19 protein-coding genes and 1 pseudogene are annotated in these 18837 nt (G+C 69.4%); 13 read left to right on the top strand and 7 right to left on the bottom strand.

Going from position 1 to position 18837, the window contains the following annotated elements:
• Positions 1-46 precede the first annotated feature (46 nt).
• The 4 genes from F7R91_RS35115 (at position 47) to F7R91_RS43275 (ending at position 2544) form a co-directional block, all read left to right on the top strand.
• The gene (locus tag F7R91_RS35115) at positions 47-823 is read left to right on the top strand and encodes an SDR family oxidoreductase (protein ID WP_150956590.1); all 777 of its coding nucleotides are present in this window, start codon (positions 47-49) and stop codon (positions 821-823) included.
• Positions 824-872: 49 nt separating this feature from the next.
• Complete coding sequence (locus F7R91_RS35110; protein WP_150956587.1) at positions 873-1781, top strand: SDR family oxidoreductase; 909 nt, start codon at positions 873-875, stop codon at positions 1779-1781.
• Between the two features lie 76 nt (positions 1782-1857).
• The gene (locus F7R91_RS35105; protein WP_150956584.1) at positions 1858-2070 is read left to right on the top strand and encodes a tautomerase family protein; all 213 of its coding nucleotides are present in this window, start codon (positions 1858-1860) and stop codon (positions 2068-2070) included.
• Between the two features lie 270 nt (positions 2071-2340).
• The gene (locus F7R91_RS43275; RefSeq protein ID WP_225320976.1) at positions 2341-2544 is read left to right on the top strand and encodes a zinc-binding dehydrogenase; all 204 of its coding nucleotides are present in this window, start codon (positions 2341-2343) and stop codon (positions 2542-2544) included.
• On the opposite strand, the gene F7R91_RS43270 is transcribed toward F7R91_RS43275, so the two are convergent.
• On the bottom strand, positions 2490-2816 hold the full coding sequence (locus tag F7R91_RS43270) for a transposase family protein (RefSeq protein ID WP_230989829.1): 327 nt from the start codon (positions 2814-2816) through the stop codon (positions 2490-2492). The two genes, F7R91_RS43275 and F7R91_RS43270, sit on opposite strands and share 55 nt — an antisense overlap.
• Positions 2817-2989: 173 nt before the next feature.
• Here F7R91_RS43270 and F7R91_RS35090 point away from each other — a divergent pair, with 173 nt between their 5' ends.
• The 4 genes and pseudogenes from F7R91_RS35090 to F7R91_RS35075 all read left to right on the top strand — a co-directional run.
• Positions 2990-3379 (top strand): hypothetical protein, encoded by a 390-nt coding sequence (locus F7R91_RS35090; protein WP_150956581.1) that lies wholly within the window; start codon positions 2990-2992, stop codon positions 3377-3379.
• 429 nt (positions 3380-3808) lie between these two features.
• Positions 3809-6889 carry an NACHT domain-containing protein gene (locus tag F7R91_RS35085; RefSeq protein WP_191971781.1) on the top strand — a complete coding sequence of 1027 codons (3081 nt, stop codon included), beginning with the start codon at positions 3809-3811 and terminating at the stop codon, positions 6887-6889.
• Between the two features lie 55 nt (positions 6890-6944).
• The gene (locus F7R91_RS35080) at positions 6945-8252 is read left to right on the top strand and encodes an MFS transporter (protein WP_150956575.1); all 1308 of its coding nucleotides are present in this window, start codon (positions 6945-6947) and stop codon (positions 8250-8252) included.
• A 56-nt stretch (positions 8253-8308) separates the two neighbouring features.
• Positions 8309-8553, top strand: a pseudogene (locus tag F7R91_RS35075) (zinc ribbon domain-containing protein); the annotation flags it as partial.
• Between the two features lie 110 nt (positions 8554-8663).
• Here the strand turns inward: F7R91_RS35075 and F7R91_RS35070 are convergent.
• Together F7R91_RS35070 and F7R91_RS35065 are read right to left on the bottom strand one after the other, a co-directional pair.
• Positions 8664-9338, bottom strand: a complete 675-nt coding sequence (locus F7R91_RS35070; RefSeq protein ID WP_150956572.1) for a hypothetical protein — start codon at positions 9336-9338, stop codon at positions 8664-8666.
• Positions 9339-9592: 254 nt separating this feature from the next.
• Positions 9593-11173 carry a glycerol-3-phosphate dehydrogenase/oxidase gene (locus tag F7R91_RS35065; RefSeq protein WP_150956569.1) on the bottom strand — a complete coding sequence of 527 codons (1581 nt, stop codon included), beginning with the start codon at positions 11171-11173 and terminating at the stop codon, positions 9593-9595.
• Between the two features lie 160 nt (positions 11174-11333).
• Here F7R91_RS35065 and F7R91_RS35060 point away from each other — a divergent pair, with 160 nt between their 5' ends.
• On the top strand, positions 11334-12542 hold the full coding sequence (locus tag F7R91_RS35060) for an RNA-guided endonuclease InsQ/TnpB family protein (protein WP_150956566.1): 1209 nt from the start codon (positions 11334-11336) through the stop codon (positions 12540-12542).
• A gap of 13 nt (positions 12543-12555) precedes the next feature.
• Here F7R91_RS35060 and F7R91_RS35055 read toward each other — a convergent pair whose 3' ends face one another.
• A complete protein-coding gene (locus F7R91_RS35055; protein ID WP_150956562.1) occupies positions 12556-13155 on the bottom strand; it encodes a TetR/AcrR family transcriptional regulator in 600 nt (199 codons plus the stop codon).
• 77 nt (positions 13156-13232) lie between these two features.
• Between F7R91_RS35055 and F7R91_RS35050 the strand changes: the two genes are divergently transcribed.
• Positions 13233-14831, top strand: coding sequence for an FAD-binding oxidoreductase (locus F7R91_RS35050; protein ID WP_150956559.1), 1599 nt, complete (start codon positions 13233-13235; stop codon positions 14829-14831).
• Positions 14832-14906: 75 nt separating this feature from the next.
• Entirely contained in the window at positions 14907-15785 is an 879-nt protein-coding gene (locus F7R91_RS35045; protein WP_150956556.1) for a diacylglycerol/lipid kinase family protein, read from the top strand.
• A gap of 30 nt (positions 15786-15815) precedes the next feature.
• Here F7R91_RS35045 and F7R91_RS35040 read toward each other — a convergent pair whose 3' ends face one another.
• The 3 genes from F7R91_RS35040 to F7R91_RS35035 all read right to left on the bottom strand — a co-directional run bounded on the left by F7R91_RS35040 (position 15816) and on the right by F7R91_RS35035 (position 16898).
• Entirely contained in the window at positions 15816-16142 is a 327-nt protein-coding gene (locus tag F7R91_RS35040; RefSeq protein ID WP_225320971.1) for an STM3941 family protein, read from the bottom strand.
• The gene (locus tag F7R91_RS43265) at positions 16105-16347 is read right to left on the bottom strand and encodes a hypothetical protein (RefSeq protein WP_225320970.1); all 243 of its coding nucleotides are present in this window, start codon (positions 16345-16347) and stop codon (positions 16105-16107) included. Before F7R91_RS43265 ends, F7R91_RS35040 begins: the two co-directional genes overlap by 38 nt.
• 164 nt (positions 16348-16511) lie before the next feature.
• Positions 16512-16898 (bottom strand): peptidoglycan-binding domain-containing protein, encoded by a 387-nt coding sequence (locus tag F7R91_RS35035; protein ID WP_150956553.1) that lies wholly within the window; start codon positions 16896-16898, stop codon positions 16512-16514.
• A gap of 323 nt (positions 16899-17221) precedes the next feature.
• Here F7R91_RS35035 and F7R91_RS35030 point away from each other — a divergent pair, with 323 nt between their 5' ends.
• Both F7R91_RS35030 and F7R91_RS35025 read left to right on the top strand, forming a co-directional pair.
• On the top strand, positions 17222-18007 hold the full coding sequence (locus tag F7R91_RS35030) for a peptidoglycan-binding protein (RefSeq protein ID WP_150956550.1): 786 nt from the start codon (positions 17222-17224) through the stop codon (positions 18005-18007).
• Positions 18004-18828, top strand: coding sequence for a helix-turn-helix domain-containing protein (locus tag F7R91_RS35025; protein WP_150956548.1), 825 nt, complete (start codon positions 18004-18006; stop codon positions 18826-18828). The genes F7R91_RS35030 and F7R91_RS35025 overlap by 4 nt, the downstream gene beginning before the upstream one ends.
• Positions 18829-18837: the final 9 nt, after the last annotated feature.

The following is an 18837-nucleotide window of genomic DNA, read 5'->3' as shown; positions in this document are numbered from 1 at the left end:
CACGAGCGGTGGCGCTCCTCGCACCGCACCTTCAGCAGGAGTCTTCATGTCCATCCAGGAATCCGCCCCGGCCGGCTCCGCCCGCCCCGACGGCCGGCCCCGCGTCGCCGTGGTGACCGGCGGTTCGCGCGGCATCGGCCGCGAGACGGTCGTCCGGCTCGCCGCCGACGGGCACGCCGTGGTCGTCGGGTACGCGGGCAACCGTGCCGCCGCCGAGGCCGTCGTCAAGGAGGTCACCGCCGCCGGCGGCCGTGCGGTCGCGGTGCAGGCCGATGTCGCGGAAGAGAATCAGGTGGCCGGGCTGTTCGCCACGGCAGAGTCCGAGTTCGGTGGGATCGACGTCGTCGTCCACGCGGCCGGCCGCCTGTACCTGGCCCCGGTCGCCGAACTGGACCTCACGGAGCTGGACGCGATGCACCGCACCAACATCCGCGGGACCTTCGTCGTCGCCCAGCAGGCGGCCCGGAGGCTGCGCAGCGGCGGCGCCTTCGTGGCCTTCTCCACGTCCGTGGTGGGGCTGTCCTTCCCCGGTTACGGCGCCTACAGCGCGAGCAAGGGCGCGGTCGAGGCGCTGACCATGATCCTGGCGCGCGAGCTGCGCGGGCGGGACATCAACGTCAACGCCGTCGCCCCCGGGCCCACCGCCACCGATCTGTTCCTCGAGGGCAAGGACGAGGAGACCATCGCGCGGCTGGCGGCGCAGCCGCCGCTGGAGCGCCTGGGCACGCCGGCCGACATCGCCGAGGTGGTGGCCTTCCTCGCCTCCCCGGCCGGGCACTGGGTCAATGGCCAGGTGGTCCGTGCGAACGGCGGCATCGTCTGACGGCCGTGGTCCCTCTTTTCCGCCTCAGCCCACCCACATGAGGTCCCGTATGCCTTCCGACACACCCCAAGTCGTCCTGGTCACCGGCGCGTCCAGCGGCTTCGGCGCGCTGACCGTCCGCGCACTCGCCCGTGCCGGGCACACCGTCCACGCCGGCATCCGGCAGACGACCACCCGCAACGCGCCCGCGGTGGCCGAACTGAACCGCCACGCCGCCGAGCACTCCGTGTCCCTGCACGCGGTCGAACTCGACGTCACCTCCCAGGAGTCCGCCGACGCCGCCGTCGACCGCGTCCTTGCCGCCGAGGGACGGCTGGACATGGTCGTCCACAACGCGGGCCACATGGTCACCGGCCCGGCCGAGGCCTTCACCCCGGAACAGCTGGCGCAGCTGTACGACGTGAACGTGCTCGGCGCCCAGCGGGTCAACCGTGCCGCCCTGCCGCATCTGCGGGCCCGGGGCGAGGGACTGCTCGTGTGGATCGGCAGCTCCAGCACCCGCGGCGGCTGCCCACCGTTCCTGGCGCCGTACTTCGCCGCGAAGGCCGCCATGGACGCCCTGGCCGTCAGCTACGCCGCCGAGGTGATCCGGTTCGGCATCGACACGGCGATCGTCGTCCCGGGCGCGTTCACCTCCGGCACGAACCACTTCCTGAACGCGGGCACGCCCGCCGACACCGAGCGGGCCGCCGCGTACGACGAGCGGTACGGCGCGCTGCTGGGCGGCCTCGACAAGAGGCTGGCGGCGCTCATACCGCCGGACGTCGACGCGGCGCAGGTCGCCGAGGCCGTCGTACGCCTTGCGGCCCTGCCGTCCGGCACCCGGCCGCTGCGCACCCATGTGGACCCCGCCCGGGACGGCAGCGAGGTCGTCTCCGCGGTCGCCGACCGCGTCCGGGCCGAGTTCTTCCACCGCGTCGGACTGGACGACCTGCTCACCGCGGGCAGCTCGCTCTGACCCCTCGATCCCCCACTCCCTCCCCCCTCCCTCCCCCCACGTCCCCTGTCTCGGATATCTCAGAAGGAGAACCACCATGCCGTTCGCGAACTTCAAGGTTCCCGCGGGAAGCCTCGACGAGAAGCAGAAGGAGAAGATCGTCACCCGCACCACCGAGCTGTACGTCGAGATCTACGGCGAGCGCGCCCGCGCCAATACGATGGTCCTCGTCGAGGAAGTCACCGACGGCGGCTGGGGCATCGGCGGCAACGTCCTGACCCTCGCCATGCTCCAGGGGCCGCCCGAGTAACCGTGAGTCGGCCCTTCCGCGCGGCAGCGGGCCGCATCGCGGTGCAATTGGCCGTCGCCCATGGCATCACCTGAGCGGAAACGGCCGGCGAGCATGACCTCGAGCGCGTCAACGGGCTCGGAGCCGGTGCGGTCCGCTACGGCGACGGATGGGTGGAGCGGGTGAAGGCAGCGGCTTCCCAGGGAGTGGACTTCGTCTTCTGGGGCAGGCGTGCTCGCCGATTCCGTAGTCCTGAGCGGTGACCGTGCACGCGTCATCACGATCGCCGACATGTCCGCCGCGCAGCACGGCGTCCGCATCAGCGCCGGTATGGGCGACCGGGTCGGAGAATCCTTGCCGCAGCTGGTGCAGTTGGCCGCCGCCGGCAGGCTCACGGTTCCGGTCTGGCGTGCCTTCCTCCTGGCGGAGGCGGCGCAGGCTCACACCGACCTGGAGGCCCACCGCAAACACGGCAAGGTCGTCCTGCTGCCCTGACCCCACTCCGCAACAGGCCAGCGTTGCCGCACGGCGGTGCGCGTCGGTTGGTCGGCGCGCCTGACACGTGAATCGGCCCGGACCGCACGGTTCATCTGGACTCCTCCGTGTCTGTGCTCTACACCGGCATGCTGTGGGGTTCCTGCACTAGGAGCTGGGCTTCGGGCGTGTGCGGGAGCTTCAGCGATCCACTCGCCGACCGCCGACAGCGAGGTCGCTCCGGCCAATACGGCGCATGCGGTGAGGGTGAGTACGGCGAGAGCGTGGCGCACACCGCGAGGGTCACGCGGGTCCGGGACCTTGGCCAGGCGTTCCAGCAGGCCCGGGACCTCCCCAGGGGCGACCGCGGGCTGCTGCCGGAGTTGGTCAAGGGCAGGCGGGATCAGGGATGATGCGTCGGCAGGCACGGTCTTCCACTAGGAGCACAGGGCGGAGAGTCGCAGGGTTGGCGGTCGTCGCGAGTCTGGTGACGACATTGCTCTCCCTGCGCGCACAGCGGGAGAACACGCGCGACACGCTCGACACGCAAAAGCGACTGTTCGCCGCCCAAGAACGCGCGCTTCACGAGCGATCACATGCGCAGGACCTGCGCGACAAGCGAGCCGAGCCGTATCTCGCCTTGATCAAGTGGGCCGACCAACTGCTCGAAGCGCTCGACGAACTGGACGAAGTCGCCAAGCCCTATTTGTCAGTCGAGGAATGGAACATCAGCCCAGACGTCGACAACCTCCTCGACCTCTTGCGTCCGACGTCATCCACGTGCGGTACGCGGCGCTCCGCGGCAAGCTCATCGGGCTCGTCGCCACAGACGGCCCGCGGCTTCCACAGCTGGTGACCTGGACGGAGTCGGAAGGCGAGGTCGACAACGTCGATATCGAAACCGGGTCGCCAGGGAGCGCCTGGCCCGAACGGCGGCAGCCCGTGCCCAGCTGACGGACGATGCCATAGATCTCATCGCGCAAGTCCGGGCCGAAGAAGACAGACCGAGAGCCAACGTAGGTCACGGACTGACGCGCTCGGCGTGCTCCGATGAAGCCCAGAACCGGGGGCTGAGCGACTCCATGACCCTCGCCGCACGCCCGCGGTCAGTAGGAGTCCTTAGCGGTCCCGATCCGCGACTGTTCACGCACGGCAACCATGCACAAATACGCCGACCCGGAAAAGTATTGCCAATTCCATTCTTTCGCCGACAAGGTGCATATGTGTGCAGGTGTACGCCGTATGCATGGTCCAACAACCGTTCCGTGCAGGAGAGTTGTGGCCTATGTCGGGGAAGACGGTCGGGCTGATCACGGCAATCGTGATTCCGCCTTCGGTCGCAGCCGGGCTGTGGCGGACGTTGGTGGTGGAGCACCCTGTGGTGGCTGTGCTGCTTCTCCTGACGTACGAGGCCGCGGTTGCGTTGATGGCGTTCGCCGGGAAGATCATCGAACAACTGGCGAAGCGTTGGCAGCAACGGATTGTCGATCATATCGATCAGACACTGGGGCTGCGGTTCTCGCGCTTCCCCGGGCGCTACCGTGCCGCCCTGCTCGGAAATCTGCGGTATATCGATCTCAAAGGGCTTGAGACGATCGGCTTCTACACGCCTGAGTTGGACGAGGTGTTCATCCAGGTGAGTCTTGCCTACCACGCGCCGGACGACGCCGAGACGAGCCTGCTCGCCCACCTTCCCCGTGACGTGACCGACCGCCATGTGCTGGGCGACATCCTCGATCGTCGCCAACCCGTGGTGCTTGCGATCGTCGGCGCTCCTGGAAGTGGCAAGACGACGCTGCTACGGCGTACCGCACGGCAGATCTGCCAGGAGCACCGGGGCCGTCGCCGAGCCATCCCCGTTCTGCTGTTCTTCCGCGATCACGTGGGCACCGTACTCGATGCGCCCGATGTGACCCTGGCCGATCTGGTGCGGGAGACCCTGGAACGCGGCATCAGCGAACCGGCGGGCTGGTTCGAGCAGAAACTGCGGGGCGGTGACTGTGTGGTCATGCTCGATGGACTTGACGAAGTGGCGAGACAGGACGACCGGAAGGCGCTGGCTGCTTGGGTGGAGCGCCAGATCGCGTTGTACCCCTTGAATGACTATGTCCTTACCTCTCGTCCCCAGGGATATCTGTCGGCGCGCGTCAATGGCGCGGCCGTACTCCAGGTTCGAAGCCTCACCGACGAGCAGGTGGTTTCCTTCGTGCACGGCTGGTATCTCGCGGTCGAGAGACACATCGCGGGCACGGAGAACGCGGAAGTCCGCCACAAGGCCGAGACGGCCACCGGCGATCTCCTGGAGCGGCTCAACCACGCTCCGGCGCTGCTCGACCTGACGTTCAACCCCATGCTGCTCACAATGATCGCGAACGTCCATCGCCATCGCGGTGCGCTGCCCGGCAGCCGGACACGACTGTACGGCGAGATCTGTCAGGTCATCCTCTGGCGAAGGCAGGAGGAGAAGGGAATCCCCAGCCAACTGGGGGGTGACGGGAAGGAGATTCTGCTGCGCGGTTTGGCCTTCTCCATGATGGAACAGCGGGTCAGGGATCTGTCGCGGTCGGCGGTTCTGTCCGTGATCGAGCCGATGCTGCGGCGGATGCCCACGATCTTGACCGCCGAGGAATTCCTGGCCGACGTGGGCTCGAACGGACTGCTCATCGAACGTGAAAGCGGCCTGTACTCCTTCGCCCATCACACCTTTCAGGAGTATCTGGCCGCCGCACACATCCGCGACACTGGGCAGTCCCAGCTGCTCGCTGCCGGCGTCGACGACGTCTGGTGGCGCGAGTCCACTCTGCTGTACGTGGTCGGCTCCGACGCCGACACCATCGTCGAGGCCGGTCTCGACTCAGGAACCGTCACTGCGTTGTCGCTGGCCTTCGACTGCGCCGAACAAGGCAGCCACCTCGCCCCGGAGTTGCGCACCCGAATGGACAACTTACTCGGTTCGGCATTTGGTTCGGACACGGATCGGGACCGGCTGCGGCTGATGGCCAGTGTCATGGCCACTCGCCAGCTGCGCCACCTCGTTCGGACCGAAGGTGGTGGCCGTGTCTGCACACGCCCGGTTACCAGGGGCCTCTACTGGCTGTTCCGGCAGGACACCGGAGCGCTGCCCCCCGACTGCCCTGACACACCCGATGGCAGAGCCGAGTCCGCCCCTGACAGATCCGATGCGGAACTACCGGTCACCGGTGTCCGTGCACCGGCCGCGGCAGCCTTCGTCCGGTGGGCCAACGGCATCACGGGCAACAGCCCCGGCTACCGGCTGCCCAACTGCTCGGAGATCGAGGACCCGGCCGTCCAGCGCGTCAGGAGGTTCACCCGGAGCGACACCCCGTCCGAGAGCCTGTGGCTCGCACCGGACAGCGAACCGGGCCGGCCTCAGCTGTGGACTCCTCCAGAGGGCCCTCATCCGTACGCGATGAATTCCGCCGACCTGGGCCAGCTCGTCACATGGGACCTGCGGCTCGCCGAGCCGACCCTCCTACGCCTGCTGTTGCTCCGGGCGCTCGTTTCCGTACGACTCCTGCCGCGAACCCTGGCCTTGACACCTACCCTGGACGTGGGTGTCGGCGATGTCCTCGACCACCTCCACGATCTTGCCCAGACGCTTCGGCACGTGATCGCGCTCGATGTCGCCGATGGGAGTCAGTACGCCGGCCCGCTCGCCATGGTCGACCTGCTCACCGTCGAGGTCCGCCGAGGCCAGCGATTCGTGCATACAGACCAGATCGACTCCGAGCTGCTGGGTCCGCTGATTGACGGTCTGGAGGACCGGCGCAGCAGCGAACCGGCCGATGCGGTCGACTTGGTGCTCCCCACGAGCACGGTCATGACCCAGGAGCTGGCCTCCGAGTACACCTTCGAGCGCGCGCTCGAACGGGCCCTGGGGACCGCACTGTCGTCCACGGTGACGCACATGCTTCGCGTCAACGCCCAGCCAGGTTCCTGGCTCACCGATTTCTCGCGTAAATTCATTGACGGAACGTTGGGTGAATGCGTCCATTCCAGTTTGTCGCCGGACGACCTGGCAGACCTGACAGGGGAAACGAGCAGGGCTTTTAGCGAGTTGTTCGAGCCGCCGAGTGGGGCCGTGTCGCCTTCCTGGGCAAACAAAACGATCCAGGAGTTTCACCGGGCCGCGATTCCCCTGTTCGAGGGCAAGCGCAGGATCACTTCCCGGGTCGCGAGTGAGCTACGGCTTTCGGCCCTGTGTCTGGCCGTCGAGGCCGAAGCCTGTCGGGCACCAGATCTTGGTGCGTCCTTTCGTCGCATCGTGAGCGGCGTGACTCTGCTGCAGGAACGGGCAGCCGGGCACCGGGTTCCGGACGAAGTGATAGTACTCGCAACTCTGTGACCAAGTTGAAACAGCTGAAGAAGATGAGCGAAGCGATCCGGGGCCAGGAGGTCGCGTGTCACGCAGCAACGGCTCGGTCGGACTTAACGTTCCGTATGACGGCCGGTATCGCCCATTGTCGCGTCGCGGTCTTGCTGCCGCATCCATCGGGCATGCCATGGAATGGTTCGACTGGAACTCGTACGTGATTTTCTCTGTATTCTTTGCTCCTCATTTCTTTCCCGCGGGGAACTCAGACACCGCGCAGCTCAAGACGTTGATGATTTTCGCGATCGGCTTCCTCTTCAGACCGCTCGGCGGGATCGTGCTGGGTGGCTTCGCCGACCGGCATGGTCGCCGGAGCGGGCTCACCCTGTCCATGTGGCTCATGGCGGGCGGCAGCATGCTCATCGCGATCTGTCCGACGTACGACCAGATCGGGCTGCTGGCTCCGATGACGCTGCTCGTCGCGCGTATGGCCCAGGGGCTGTCCACCGGCGGCGAGATGGCAGCCTCCGCGGCCTATCTCGCCGAGGTCGCTCCACCAGGCCGCCGCGGCTTCTACTCCAGTTTTTCCTATGTGACCGGAACGCTCGGCAGTCTGGCCGCGACGCTCCTCGGCCAGTCGATTCTCATATGGCTCGGCGAGACGGGCATGAGTGACTGGGGCTGGCGTATTCCATTCGCCTTGGGAAGCGTGATCGGTCTCTGCGCGCTGTATCTGCGCCGCACACTGGAAGAATCCGGACCTTATCTCATGGGTCAGGATCTGCGAGTGCGTCGCCCCACCTGGGAAGTGCTCCGCAGGCACCCGGCAAGCGGATTGCGAGTGATCGGCTTCACCGTCGGCGCGACAACGGTCTACTACACGTTCCTTGCTTATCTTCCCGGATACGCGCAGCACACGTATGGTGTGTCCGCCAGGTCCGCCCTGTGGGCCTCGATCGTCGCCCAGACCGCGATGGTCGTGACACTTCCACTCCTGGGAATTCTCTCGGACAGGATCGGCCGCAAGCCGCTGCTCAGCGTCTTCGCCGGCGGTTATCTGGTACTGATCGTGCCGCTGTTCTCCCTACTCTCTTCCTCCGTGTGGTCGCTTCTCGCGGTCATGACCACAGGGCTGCTGTTGTTCGGGTGCTACGCCGCGATCGCACCCACCGCGATGGCGGAACTCTTTCCCACGCAAGTGCGTTCGGTCGGACTGGGTATGCCCTATTCACTCGTGGTTGCGATCTTCGGCGGAACCGCTCCCTACGTGGTCCAGGGATTGACCGAGCGTGGGCATGCCCACTGGTTTCCCTGGTACGTAGCCGCGCTGTGCCTGGTGTCTCTGCTGGTCTATGTGACCACACCGGAGACCAAAGATGTGGACCTGGACCGATGAACCCTGGATCACCGAGCTGCGAAGGCGAGCGCCCCGCCGCTGTCCGAACAGTTGCCCCAACCGTCAGGCCGCTTGGGGTGACCTGTACGGCGGTCGCCATCGACGTCGGCCTTGACGACCTGCTCACGCTCTCGACCGGAGAGAAGATCGCCAATCCCGGCACGAGCGACGCGACCGCGGTCGCGGATGTTCGTGGGCGCAGTTCCGGAACCTGCTGGAGTACAAGGCCACCTGGCACGGGCGGGAAGTGATCGCGGTAGACCGCTTCTTCCCCTCTTCCCAGTTGTGTCTGCAGCACGGCCGATGCCGGATCGGCGACGGAGCAGCATCAGACCGGTGACCGACCGTTTCGCGGGACTGCCCGGCTGCCTCGCGGGTGTTGGGGCCGCCAGGCAGCCGGGCGTAGGGGGGTCAGCGTCGGACGACGAAGGCCTCTGCCTTATGGGCGCTGCTGGAGCACGACCGCTTCTCCTCGGCCGTCATCTTCCGGGACTTGACGACCACCGCGTTGCTCTGGCCGTCCGTTCCGTTCGGGGCGGGGCCCGTGACGACGTCCGGGACGAACCAGTAGTAGTGGCCCCACTTCGGGTCGTCGTAGTGGGTCTGCCAGGTGCCGGAGACGGTCTGCATCACCTGCGCACGGGAGATCCAGCCCACTTCACCGGGCTGCACCGTCATGTTCACGGAGCTGGTCTCCGAGTGTGTGCTCGACCACGTGTGGCTGTACGTCGCCGTCACGCTGAGATCGATGATGCCCGCGATCTTGCCGCCGGCCGTCACGGAAACGCCCGCCGAGTCGGTGGAACCGACCGTGTCGGCCCAGGTCATCGACTGCGTGGCAGGTGAAGTGCTGCAGTTGTAGAGCGAGTCGGAGACCGGGTGGAAGGATCCGAGATACGCCTTGCCCAACTGGGGTTCGTTGAACGTGCACTTCCCTTCACCCGAGTCGCAGTCGGCTATGAGCTGTGCCCGGGTGGGCTCGTCCGCGGCCATCGCCGGTGCGGCCGTGGCCGCGACCGTGCCGAGGACGACCGCTGAGAGCGCCAGCACCCGTCCGCCGTACCGCATCCTGCGGTTGTTCGCCATTCATGTGCCTTTCGCTGTGCGTGAGGGGATCGGCGATCGTGGTGGAGCGACTCAGGAGTCACCGCGATCACCGCCTGTTGCGATCAAGCGATGCAACAACTGACACATCTACACCAGGAGTTGGCGAAGTGACAGCCGTCAGGCTGGACTTGGTGCTGACGGATGGTCAAAGGCGTGGCGGTACGGGCCATGTCCGCAGCAGAAGTGCGAGGTCACCCCAGGGGCGGGCCGACGAACTGACCGCTGGTCAGCGTTTACCTCTTGAGGAGCTCCTCGGCCGTGTGCAGTGCCGTCGTGCGGTCCTCGGGGACGAGTCCGATGCGGGTGCGGCGGTCGAGGAGGTCGGACGTGTCGAGGGCGCCCTCGTGCTGGATGGCCCACAGGAGTTCGGCGCGTGTGACGGGATGGCCGTCCAGGACTGGTTCGGCCAGCTGGGGGTCCTGTTGGCTGAGGGCATGGACGGCCGGCGCTTCCGTGCCGTAGCGGTGGATCAGGTGGCGGGGGGCGCGCAGGGAGGTGAGGGCGTGCGGTGCCGCGGCACCGACCAGGGGGAGGGCCGCGGTGGGCGAGGGCGTCGCGGACAGGCCGTGGGTGGCGGCGGCGGTGTCGACGGCGTCCTCGGCCATCCGCCGGTACGTGGTCAGCTTGCCGCCGACCACGGTGATCACGCCTTCCGGTGAGGTGAGAACCGCGTGCTTGCGGGAGATGTCCGCGGTGCGGGCCTCCGCTCCGGACCCCGCTGCCGGTGTGGTGTCCAGCAGGGGCCGCAGGCCCGCGAAGGCGCCCACCACGTCATGGCGGTGGACGGGGACGTCCAGGGCCGAGCCCAGGACGTCGAGCAGGAAGCCGATGTCCGTCTCGGGCACTTCGGGCACGTCCGGGATGTCCTCGTCGACGGGTTCGTCGGTGAGTCCGACGTAGGTCCGGCCGTCGCCCTGGGGCAGAACGAGGACGAAGCGGTTGGTCTCCCCGGGGATCGGGACGTGCAGTCCCGCCGGGAGGGCGCCGAGGTGGTCCGAGCGCAGGACGAGGTGGGTTCCCCGCGAGGGCCGGATGCGGACGCCGTCCACCAGGCCACCCGCCCACACGCCGGACGCGTTGATCACGGCACGGGCCCTGATCTCGCCCTCCTCGCCGGTGAGTTCGTCCCGTATCCGGGCACCGGAGCGGGTGAGTTCCAGCGCTCGTACCCGCGTGAGGATCCGGGCGCCGTGGGCCGCGGCGGTGCGGGCGATCGCGGTGACCAGACGGGCGTCGTCGGTGACGCGGCCGTCCCACGACAGCAGGCCTCCGCGCAGGCCCGCGCCGCGCAGGGCGGGAGCGAGATGACGCGTCTCCGCGGCGGACAGCCTGCGCGGTGCCGGCAGGGTCGCCCGCGCCGTGCGCGCCGCCAGGCGCAGAGCGTCCCCGGCGCGGAAGCCGGCCCAGGCCAGGGCGGCCTGGCCGCGGGAGACCAGCGGGGTGAGGGGCAGGATGAACGGCTGGGCGCGCACCAGATGGGGTGCGGTGCGCTCCATGAGGACTCCGCGTTCGCGTGCGCTTTCATGGGCGACGTCGAGCTGCGCGGAGGCGAGGTAGCGCAGTCCGCCATGGATGAGCTTGGAGCTCCAGCGCGAGGTGCCGAACGCCAGGTCGTGGGCGTCGATGGCGACGACGGTCAGTCCGCGGGCGGCGGCGTCCAGCGCGGCTCCGGCACCCGTCGCGCCGAGACCGACGACCAGGACGTCCACCGCCGGGCCGCCGACGCTCCGGGTCAGTTCGCGCAGACGCCGGGCGGCGGTCAGGGACGAGCCCGGAGCCGGGTGGGCGGGGGAGGCCGTGCTGCTGGGGCTCATCGAGGTTCTCCTTTGTGGATACCCCGGCCTTCAGGCCGGGAGGAAACGAAGCTCCCGCGGAGCAGGGCAGGAACAGCCGAAGCGCCGTCAGGGCGATTCGGCGTCCACCGTCCACCGGCCGACACCCTTGGCTCACACGGAATCTGATAGAGAGTGAGGCATGACGCGGCAGGTCAAGCGGGCTTTCAAGTACCGCTTCTACCCCACCGGCGAGCAGGCGGCCGAGCTGTCCCGCACGTTCGGCTGCGTCCGCCTCGTCTACAACAAGGCGCTGGAGCAGCGCACACGAGCCTGGTACGGCGAGCAGCGACGGATCTCGTACGTGCAGTCGTCCGCAGCGCTGACGCAGTGGAAGAAGACCGGGGAACTCGCCTTCCTCTCGGAGGTGTCCTCCGTCCCGCTCCAGCAGGCGCTGCGCCGTCTTCAGACGGCGTTCGCCAACTTCTTCGCCAAGCGGGCCAAATACCCCCGGTACAAATCGCGGAAGAAGTCCCGCGCGTCGGCCGAGTACACCCGCAGCGCCTTCACCTGGCGCGACGGGAAACTGACGCTGGCCAAGATGACGGACCCCCTGGACATCCGCTGGTCGCGTCCCCTGCCCGAGGGCGCGGAGCCGACCACGGCGACCGTGTCCCGTGACAGTGTGGGCCGCTGGTTCGTGTCCCTGCTGTGCCAGGAAAGCATCGCCCCGGCCCCCGCCACCGATGCGGCCGTCGGCCTGGACGCCGGGATCACCTCTCTCGTGACCCTGTCCACCGGGGAGAAGGTCGCCAACCCCAAGCACGAGCGCCGTGACCGCGCCCGGCTGGCCCGCGCGCAGCGGGATCTGTCGCGCAAGGCGAAGGGCTCGGCGAACCGGGAGAAGGCCCGGCGTCGCGTCGCCGGGGTCCACGCGCGGATCGCCGACCGGCGCCGCGACTTCCTGCACAAGCTGTCGACTCGACTGGTCCGTGAGAACCAAACGGTCGTGATCGAGGACCTCACCGTCCGCAACCTGCTGAAGAACGGCACGCTCGCGCGAGCCGTCTCGGATGCGGCCTGGACGGACCTGCGCATGATGCTGGAGTACAAGTGCGCCTGGTACGGGCGCACACTCGTCGTGATCGACCGCTGGTTCCCCTCCAGCAAGCTGTGCGGGGCCTGCGGCACGGTCCGCGGGAAGCTGCCGCTGAACGTCCCCGCGTGGACGTGTGACTGCGGCACCGTGCACGACCGCGACGTGAACGCGGCACGCAACATCCTGGCCGCCGGGCTGGCGGCGTCTGCCTGTGGAGACGGTGCAAGACCTCAACGGGAGTCCTCCCGGACGGGGCAGTCGTCGGTGAAGCAGGAAACCCAGCGGGCGACCGCTGGAATCCCCCGCCCTTAGGCGGGAGAGGAAGTCAAGGGGTGAGTGTCCTCTCGAGGATGGTCCGCAGTTCTGCGTAGAAGGCCTCGGCGGTCAGGTCGGGGTCGTCCTCGTCGGTCATGGTGCGCAGCGACAGGGTGAAGGACTGGGCGACCAGGAGCAGGGACCGGGCCTGGCGTTCGGGGTGGCCGGGCTGGACGGATCCGTCGGCGTGTCCCCCTCGTAGGGCGTCGGTGAGCAGGTCGAGCAGGGCTTCCTGGCTCGCGCCGCGCCGGTCGAGTACGTAGGGGAGGAGCAGCTCGGGGTCGACGTCGATGATCTTGCGGAAGAGCGGATGGGCGCGGAAGGCGTCCACGCCCCTCACCAGGCCGTCGACGATCAGGGTGCGTGCGGGGATCCCCGGTGCGGGTTGGGGCATCGCCCGGGTGGCCGCCTCGATCCATTCCCGGGTCATCAGGTCGCCCACCAGGGAGCGCACATCGGGCCAGCGGCGGTAGAGCGTCATCCGGGAGACGCCCGCACGGCGGGCCACGTCGGTGAGGGTGGTGCGCCGGACACCGACGGCCAGGACGCAGTCGCGTACGGCGTCGAGCACCGGATCGCTGTCCGAAGCGTTGTGACGAATAGGCGTCATGTGTCACAGTGTAACGCCCTGCGCGGCAGCGCAGGAGACGGCACCCTTTTTCGCAACGACCGGTGAGGAATGAGCGCATGGACATGCTGTGGAGCGGCTGGGGCGACCCGGCCCGGGCGACCCGGCTGCCCGACACGGTGATCGGGCTGCTGCGCGACCTGCTCGGGGTCCAGCCCCGCAGTACCGAGCCGGTCGCCCTGGACGAGATCGCTGTGCCCGACACTCCGCTGGACGCGACCGTACGCCGGGCCCTGGCCGAGGCCGTCGGCGGCGAGGCGTACGTGCGCACCGGTGCCGAGGCCCGTATCCGGCACACCCGCGGGAAGTCGACCCCCGATCTGCTGCGGATCCGCTCCGGCGACGTGGACGGCATTCCGGCCGCCGTCGTCCTCCCGTCGAGCCACGACGAGGTGTGCGCCGTGCTGCGGGTGTGTGCCGAGCACCGCCTGGCCGTCGTCCCGTTCGGCGGCGGCACCTCCGTCGTCGGCGGCCTCGCCCCCGAGCTGCGACGCCCGTTCGTCGCCCTCGACCTGGCCCGGATGAACGGGCTGCAGGACCTGGACACCGTCTCCCGTACCGTCACCCTGCAGCCGGGACTGCGGGCGCCGCACGCCGAGGCGCTGCTGGCCGAACAGGGCTTCACCCTCGGCCACTTCCCCCAGTCCTACGAGTGGGCCACCATCGGCGGATTCGCCGCCGCACGCTCCAGCGGCCAGGCCTCCGCCGGCTACGGCCGGTTCGACGAGATGGTCCTCGGCCTCACCCTGGCCACCCCGGCCGGCACCCTCGAGGTCGGCCGCGCGCCGCGCTCGGCCGCCGGCCCCGACCTGCGTCAGCTCGTCCTCGGCTCCGAGGGAGCCTTCGGTGTCATCACCTCGGTGACCGTACGCATCCGGCCCCTGCCGACGACCCGTATCTACGAAGGATGGCGCTTCTCCTCCTTCGAGGAAGGCGCCGCCGCCCTGCGCCGTCTGGCCCAGGACGGGCCGCGTCCGACGGTGCTGCGCCTGTCGGACGAGACCGAGACGCTGATCGGTCTCGCCCAGCCCGACGCCATCGGCTCCTCCGGCCTCCCCGAGGCCGCCGGCTGCATGGCGATCGCAGGCTATGAGGGCACGAAGGAGGACACGGCCCACCGCCGGGAGCGGGCCACCGCCGTGCTGCGCGATAGCGGCGGTACCTGTCTGGGCGAGGAGCCGGGCCGGCGGTGGGCCCACGGCCGCTACTCGGCCCCGTACCTGCGGGACGCGCTGCTGGACGCGGGGGCGTTCGCCGAGACGCTGGAGACCGCCACCTTCTGGTCCCGCCTGCCCGAGCTGTACGACGCCGTCCGTGGGGCGCTCACCACGACACTCAGCCAGGCGGGCACGCCGCCCCTGGTGATGTGTCACATCTCCCACGTGTACGAGAACGGCGCCTCGCTGTACTTCACCGTCGTGTCGGCGCAGGGCGACGACCCCGTGGCGCACTGGGAACCCGCCAAGCAGGCCGCGAACGAGGCGATCCTGGCCGCGGGCGGCACGATCAGCCACCACCACGGCGTGGGCAGCGACCATCGCGACTGGTACGTCCGGGAAGCCGGACCGCTCGGCATCGATGCCCTGAAGGCGGTCAAACGACGGCTGGATCCCGCCGGGCTGCTCAACCCGGGCATCCTCCTGCCCACCACCGACTGACCCCGCCCGACCCCACGCCCACTCCCGCCCCAGTCCGCTGCCCGACCCGCCAGCCGCCTTCGAAAGGCACCACCGATGCGACAGTTCACCGCCATCGTCAACCCCACAGCAGGCGCCTCCACCGGGGTCGCGGCCCTCCTGAGGGTGGCCCGGCTGCTGCGGGAGGCCGGCGCCGAGTTGGAGACCGAATACACCCGCAGCCTGGAGCACGCGCAGGACCTCGCCCGTGAGGCGGGGGCCAGGAAGCGGGTCGTGCTCGCCGTCGGCGGCGACGGCATCACCGGCGCCGTCGGAGGAGCCCTCAGCGAAACCGGCACACCTTTCGGACTCGTCCCGGCCGGCCGCGGCAACGACTTCGCCCGCGCACTCGGGCTGCCCACCGAACCGGACGCGCTCGCCCCCATCCTCCTCGAGGGCAGCCCCCGTCTCGTGGACACCATCGAGGTGGACTCCGCCCACGGCCGCACCGTCGCCCTCGGCAGCGTCTACGCGGGCGTCGACGCCCTCGCCAACCGCCACGCCAACCACACCAGACTGCTGCGGGGAGCGGCCTCCTACTACTTCGGCGGACTGCGCGCCGTGGCCACCTGGCGCCCGGCCGCCTACCGGGTCACCGTCGACGGCGAGGAGCACACACACCGCGGCTACACCGTCGTCGCCGCGAACTCCGCCTACTACGGCTCCGGCCGCATCATCGCCCCCGACGCACGTCTCGACGACGGGCTGCTGGAGGTGGTGATGATCCGTCACGCGCCGCGGCTTCTCTTCTTCTCCCTGATGAACGAGCTGAAGACGGGCACCCACGTCAACCGGCCCGAGGTGGAGATCCTTCGGGGCCGGGAGATCCGTATCGAGGCCGACCGGCCCGTCCCGTACGGCACCGACGGCGAGGTCGACGCCAACCTCCCGGTCACGGCACGGGTGCTGCCCGGTTCACTTGCCGTGCTGTGCTGAACACCCGGCCGTCGGCCGCAGAGCGCGTGCCTACGGCCGGATCGTCAGCTCCGGGTGGTGGCGGCGCATGGCTGTCACCACCTCGTTGACGTCGACGGGGAGGGTGGTCGCGGAGATGTTCGCCGGGCTGAAGCCGAGGCGCCGGTTCGCCTTGCCGGTGATCCGCGCCATGCGTGGGGCGCGTGCCAGGTAGGCGGCCGGGTCGTGCAGGACCAGCTCGATCACCCGCTGGGTGCTGGACTGGCTCTTGATCTCCCGGATGCCGACCGCGGCGATCTCCGTCCAGCTGATCGACCCCAGCATCACATGGGTCAGGCCCTCACTGTCGAGGACCAGTTCGGGCCGCCGCCCGGGCAAGGCGTCCGATGGCCACGCCGGCGGTGAGGCCGAAGAAGGCCACGGCGAGCGCGCCGAAGAGGATGTTCTTGACGGACGTGGCGTGGTAGATCAGCATCCAGCCGCCCAGCACCACGAACGCGACCGAACCGGCGGCGACGAGTCCGGTGCGACGTATGGAGGAACGGTAGACGGTGCCTGGTCCGTCTGCGGGTTCGGTGCTCACGCGATCACACCTTAGTGCTGCCGCTGCATGATCAAGCGGTCACTCCGGCACGACGTCCGCGCCTGCACGACGTCCGCGCCTGCACGACGTCCGCGTCGGCACGACGGTGCGGCCCGGGCCGCCCGCGCCCCCGTGGCGGACGGACCCGGGCCGTGCCGTGTGGGTCAGTACTTGTACGTGCGCAGCGTCTTCCAGGTCTGCTTGCCGACCTTGCCGTCCACCAGGATGTGGGCCTTGCTCTGGTGGTACTTGACGGCTCGCTCGGTGTTGGGTCCGAAGATGCCGTCGACCTTGTAGCCGTGGTTCTTCCAGAACTTGCCGGTCTGCTGGGACAGCTTCAGCAGGCACTGGACCTCGATGACCCGCTTTCCGGTGTGGCCACGGACGGTCAGGGCCGTGCCGGAATACCAGATCTTCGAGCAGCTGTACTCCTTCGCCGGAGCGTCGGCCCGGGCGGTGACCGCTCCGGCCGAGGCGGCGGGGGCGATCGCGAGCCCGCCTCCGAGAACCGCGGTGGCGGATGCCAGCGCGAGATGCCTGCGCATGTTCATGGCTGAGTTCCTTTCAGTGAAGGGTGAGTTGGGGGCGGCGCGAGTCGGGCTGTGCCGCCCGGGTGTCGTCGAGCTTTCCGCGCCGATTCGGCCAACGGCGAGAGCGGCCCCGGCTTTTGGGCAAGTGCGGAACGCTCCCACCTCCGACCTGGGAGAAGGCCGCACCGGAAGGCGCACCGCTGGAACACCCGGACCGCTCGCGGGGGGTCGGTAAGACGCCAATCGCGGCCGGAACCGCCGGAGCACCGAGGTACGCGCGTCATGATGAGCTCGTCGCGAGGTGTACTCCCGAGGAGAGAACGCAGGCGCGAACGAGGTGGATCATGCCGCGTTGGAAGGAGCTTCCCGGATCACTCGACGACCGCGCTCGGCAACTCGTGGTGCAGATGCGACTCCTGAAGGACCGGAGCGGGCTGAGTACGACCTCCCTGGCGGCGAAGACGGCCTACAGCCGCTCCTCCTGGGCGCGCTATCTGAACGGCACGGCGCTGCCACCACGCCGCGCGGTCGCGGAACTCGCACGCCTCGGCGGAGCTGACGCCACACGCCTGCTCGTCCTCCACGAGCTCGCGGAGGCCACCTGGGCGCGGACCGAGCCGGCCGGCGGTGACGGCGGCTCACCCGCCGATCGCGACTGCGCACCCGCATCGACCGAGGAACCGAGGCGCACCTCCCGGCGCTTCCCCTGGGCGGCTGCCGTCGGCGCAACGGCCGTCACGGTACTGCTCGTCGGCCTCGTCGTCGCCGCGCCCTGGGAGGAGGGACACGGCGGGGCCTCGCGGACCAGCCGGACCTCCGTGCGGCCGACGGGCACCGGCGTCTATTCGTACCAGCCCGGACGGACGTACGACTGCGCGGTGCGGCGCGAGCGGGGGCTGCTGCGCGCCGGACACAGTGACAGCAGGGTTGCCGTGCTGCAGAGCGGTTCGACGAGCTGGGACGTGGTCGAGGCCCAGTGCCTGCTGCGCCACCACGGGTTCTCGCCGGGTCCCGTCGACGGGATCTTCGGCGAGCTCACCGAACGGGCCGTGCAACGGTTCCAGGAGAAGCGCGGGCTGGTCGTCGACGGCAAGGTCGGCCCGCACACCTGGGGGGCGCTGCGCCGATGACGGCGCCGGCGCGTGGCCGGCTGGCGGCCGAACTGCGGGCACTGCGGCAGCGCACCGGCCTGAGCCTGGCCGGACTCGCCCACCGCACGCCGTACAGCAAGTCCTCCTGGTCGCGCTATCTGAACGGCAGTGTCCCGGTGCCCCGGCAGGCCGTCGAGGAGCTGTGCCGGCTCGCGGGCGAGCGCTCACGGCGGCCGGTCGCCCTGTGGGAACTGGCCGACGCGGAGTGGAGCGGCCGTACGGGCGAGGCGAGTTCCGGCGAGGCGTCGGCGCGTACGGACCGGGAGCGGACCGAACCGGTGGCGGCCGGGCGGCGGGAGAAGGCGTCGGCCAAGTCCGGCCGAGCGACACAGCGGGTCACGGCCCTCGGGGTTTCCGCGGCCGTTGTCCTCGCGGTCGGGGTGGCGCTGGTGATGATCCGCGTTCAGGGTGGGGAGGTGTCACCCGGTCACGCCGCGACCGTGTCCCTTCCGCCCCCGGGGTGCCGTGGTCGGGCCTGTGCGGGAGGGGATCCGCAGAGCATGGCCTGCGGGCTCGACGCGCGCACGCTGTCTGGCCGGCGGACCCCGGCGGGCGCCGGGCTGGAGATCAGGTTCAGTGCGCGCTGTGGTGCCGCCTGGGCGCGGATCTGGCAGACCCGGGTCGGCGACCGCGTCGAGATCACCCCATCCGGAGGCCGGTCCCAACGGGCCTCCGTCGCCGACAGGTTCGACGCCGAGGGATACCTGTTCACGCGGATGGTCCCGGCGCCGAACCCCTCGGCACTGCGCGCCTGCCTCGTCCCCGCGTCCGGAAGGGCACGTGTGTGCGTGGCGCCGTAGCGGCGCCGC

It is taken from the genome of Streptomyces luteolifulvus (assembly GCF_008806595.1).
In the GTDB taxonomy this organism is placed as follows: Bacteria; Actinomycetota; Actinomycetes; order Streptomycetales; family Streptomycetaceae; genus Streptomyces; species Streptomyces luteolifulvus.
Note: the sequence above shows the minus strand (reverse complement) of the source record. Positions and strands in the feature narration are given on the sequence as shown.

Coding starts and splice junctions, on each gene's coding strand:
- F7R91_RS35105 (WP_150956584.1), top strand. CDS start 1,858: ATGCCGTTCGCGAACTTCAAGGTTCCCGCGGGAAGCCTCGACGAGAAG.
- F7R91_RS35115 (WP_150956590.1), top strand. CDS start 47: ATGTCCATCCAGGAATCCGCCCCGGCCGGCTCCGCCCGCCCCGACGGC.
- F7R91_RS43275 (WP_225320976.1), top strand. CDS start 2,341: ATGTCCGCCGCGCAGCACGGCGTCCGCATCAGCGCCGGTATGGGCGAC.
- F7R91_RS35050 (WP_150956559.1), top strand. CDS start 13,233: ATGGACATGCTGTGGAGCGGCTGGGGCGACCCGGCCCGGGCGACCCGG.
- F7R91_RS35055 (WP_150956562.1), bottom strand. CDS start 13,155: ATGACGCCTATTCGTCACAACGCTTCGGACAGCGATCCGGTGCTCGAC.
- F7R91_RS35030 (WP_150956550.1), top strand. CDS start 17,222: ATGCCGCGTTGGAAGGAGCTTCCCGGATCACTCGACGACCGCGCTCGG.
- F7R91_RS35035 (WP_150956553.1), bottom strand. CDS start 16,898: ATGAACATGCGCAGGCATCTCGCGCTGGCATCCGCCACCGCGGTTCTC.
- F7R91_RS35045 (WP_150956556.1), top strand. CDS start 14,907: ATGCGACAGTTCACCGCCATCGTCAACCCCACAGCAGGCGCCTCCACC.
- F7R91_RS35110 (WP_150956587.1), top strand. CDS start 873: ATGCCTTCCGACACACCCCAAGTCGTCCTGGTCACCGGCGCGTCCAGC.
- F7R91_RS35070 (WP_150956572.1), bottom strand. CDS start 9,338: ATGGCGAACAACCGCAGGATGCGGTACGGCGGACGGGTGCTGGCGCTC.
- F7R91_RS35025 (WP_150956548.1), top strand. CDS start 18,004: ATGACGGCGCCGGCGCGTGGCCGGCTGGCGGCCGAACTGCGGGCACTG.
- F7R91_RS35085 (WP_191971781.1), top strand. CDS start 3,809: ATGTCGGGGAAGACGGTCGGGCTGATCACGGCAATCGTGATTCCGCCT.
- F7R91_RS35065 (WP_150956569.1), bottom strand. CDS start 11,173: ATGAGCCCCAGCAGCACGGCCTCCCCCGCCCACCCGGCTCCGGGCTCG.
- F7R91_RS35060 (WP_150956566.1), top strand. CDS start 11,334: ATGACGCGGCAGGTCAAGCGGGCTTTCAAGTACCGCTTCTACCCCACC.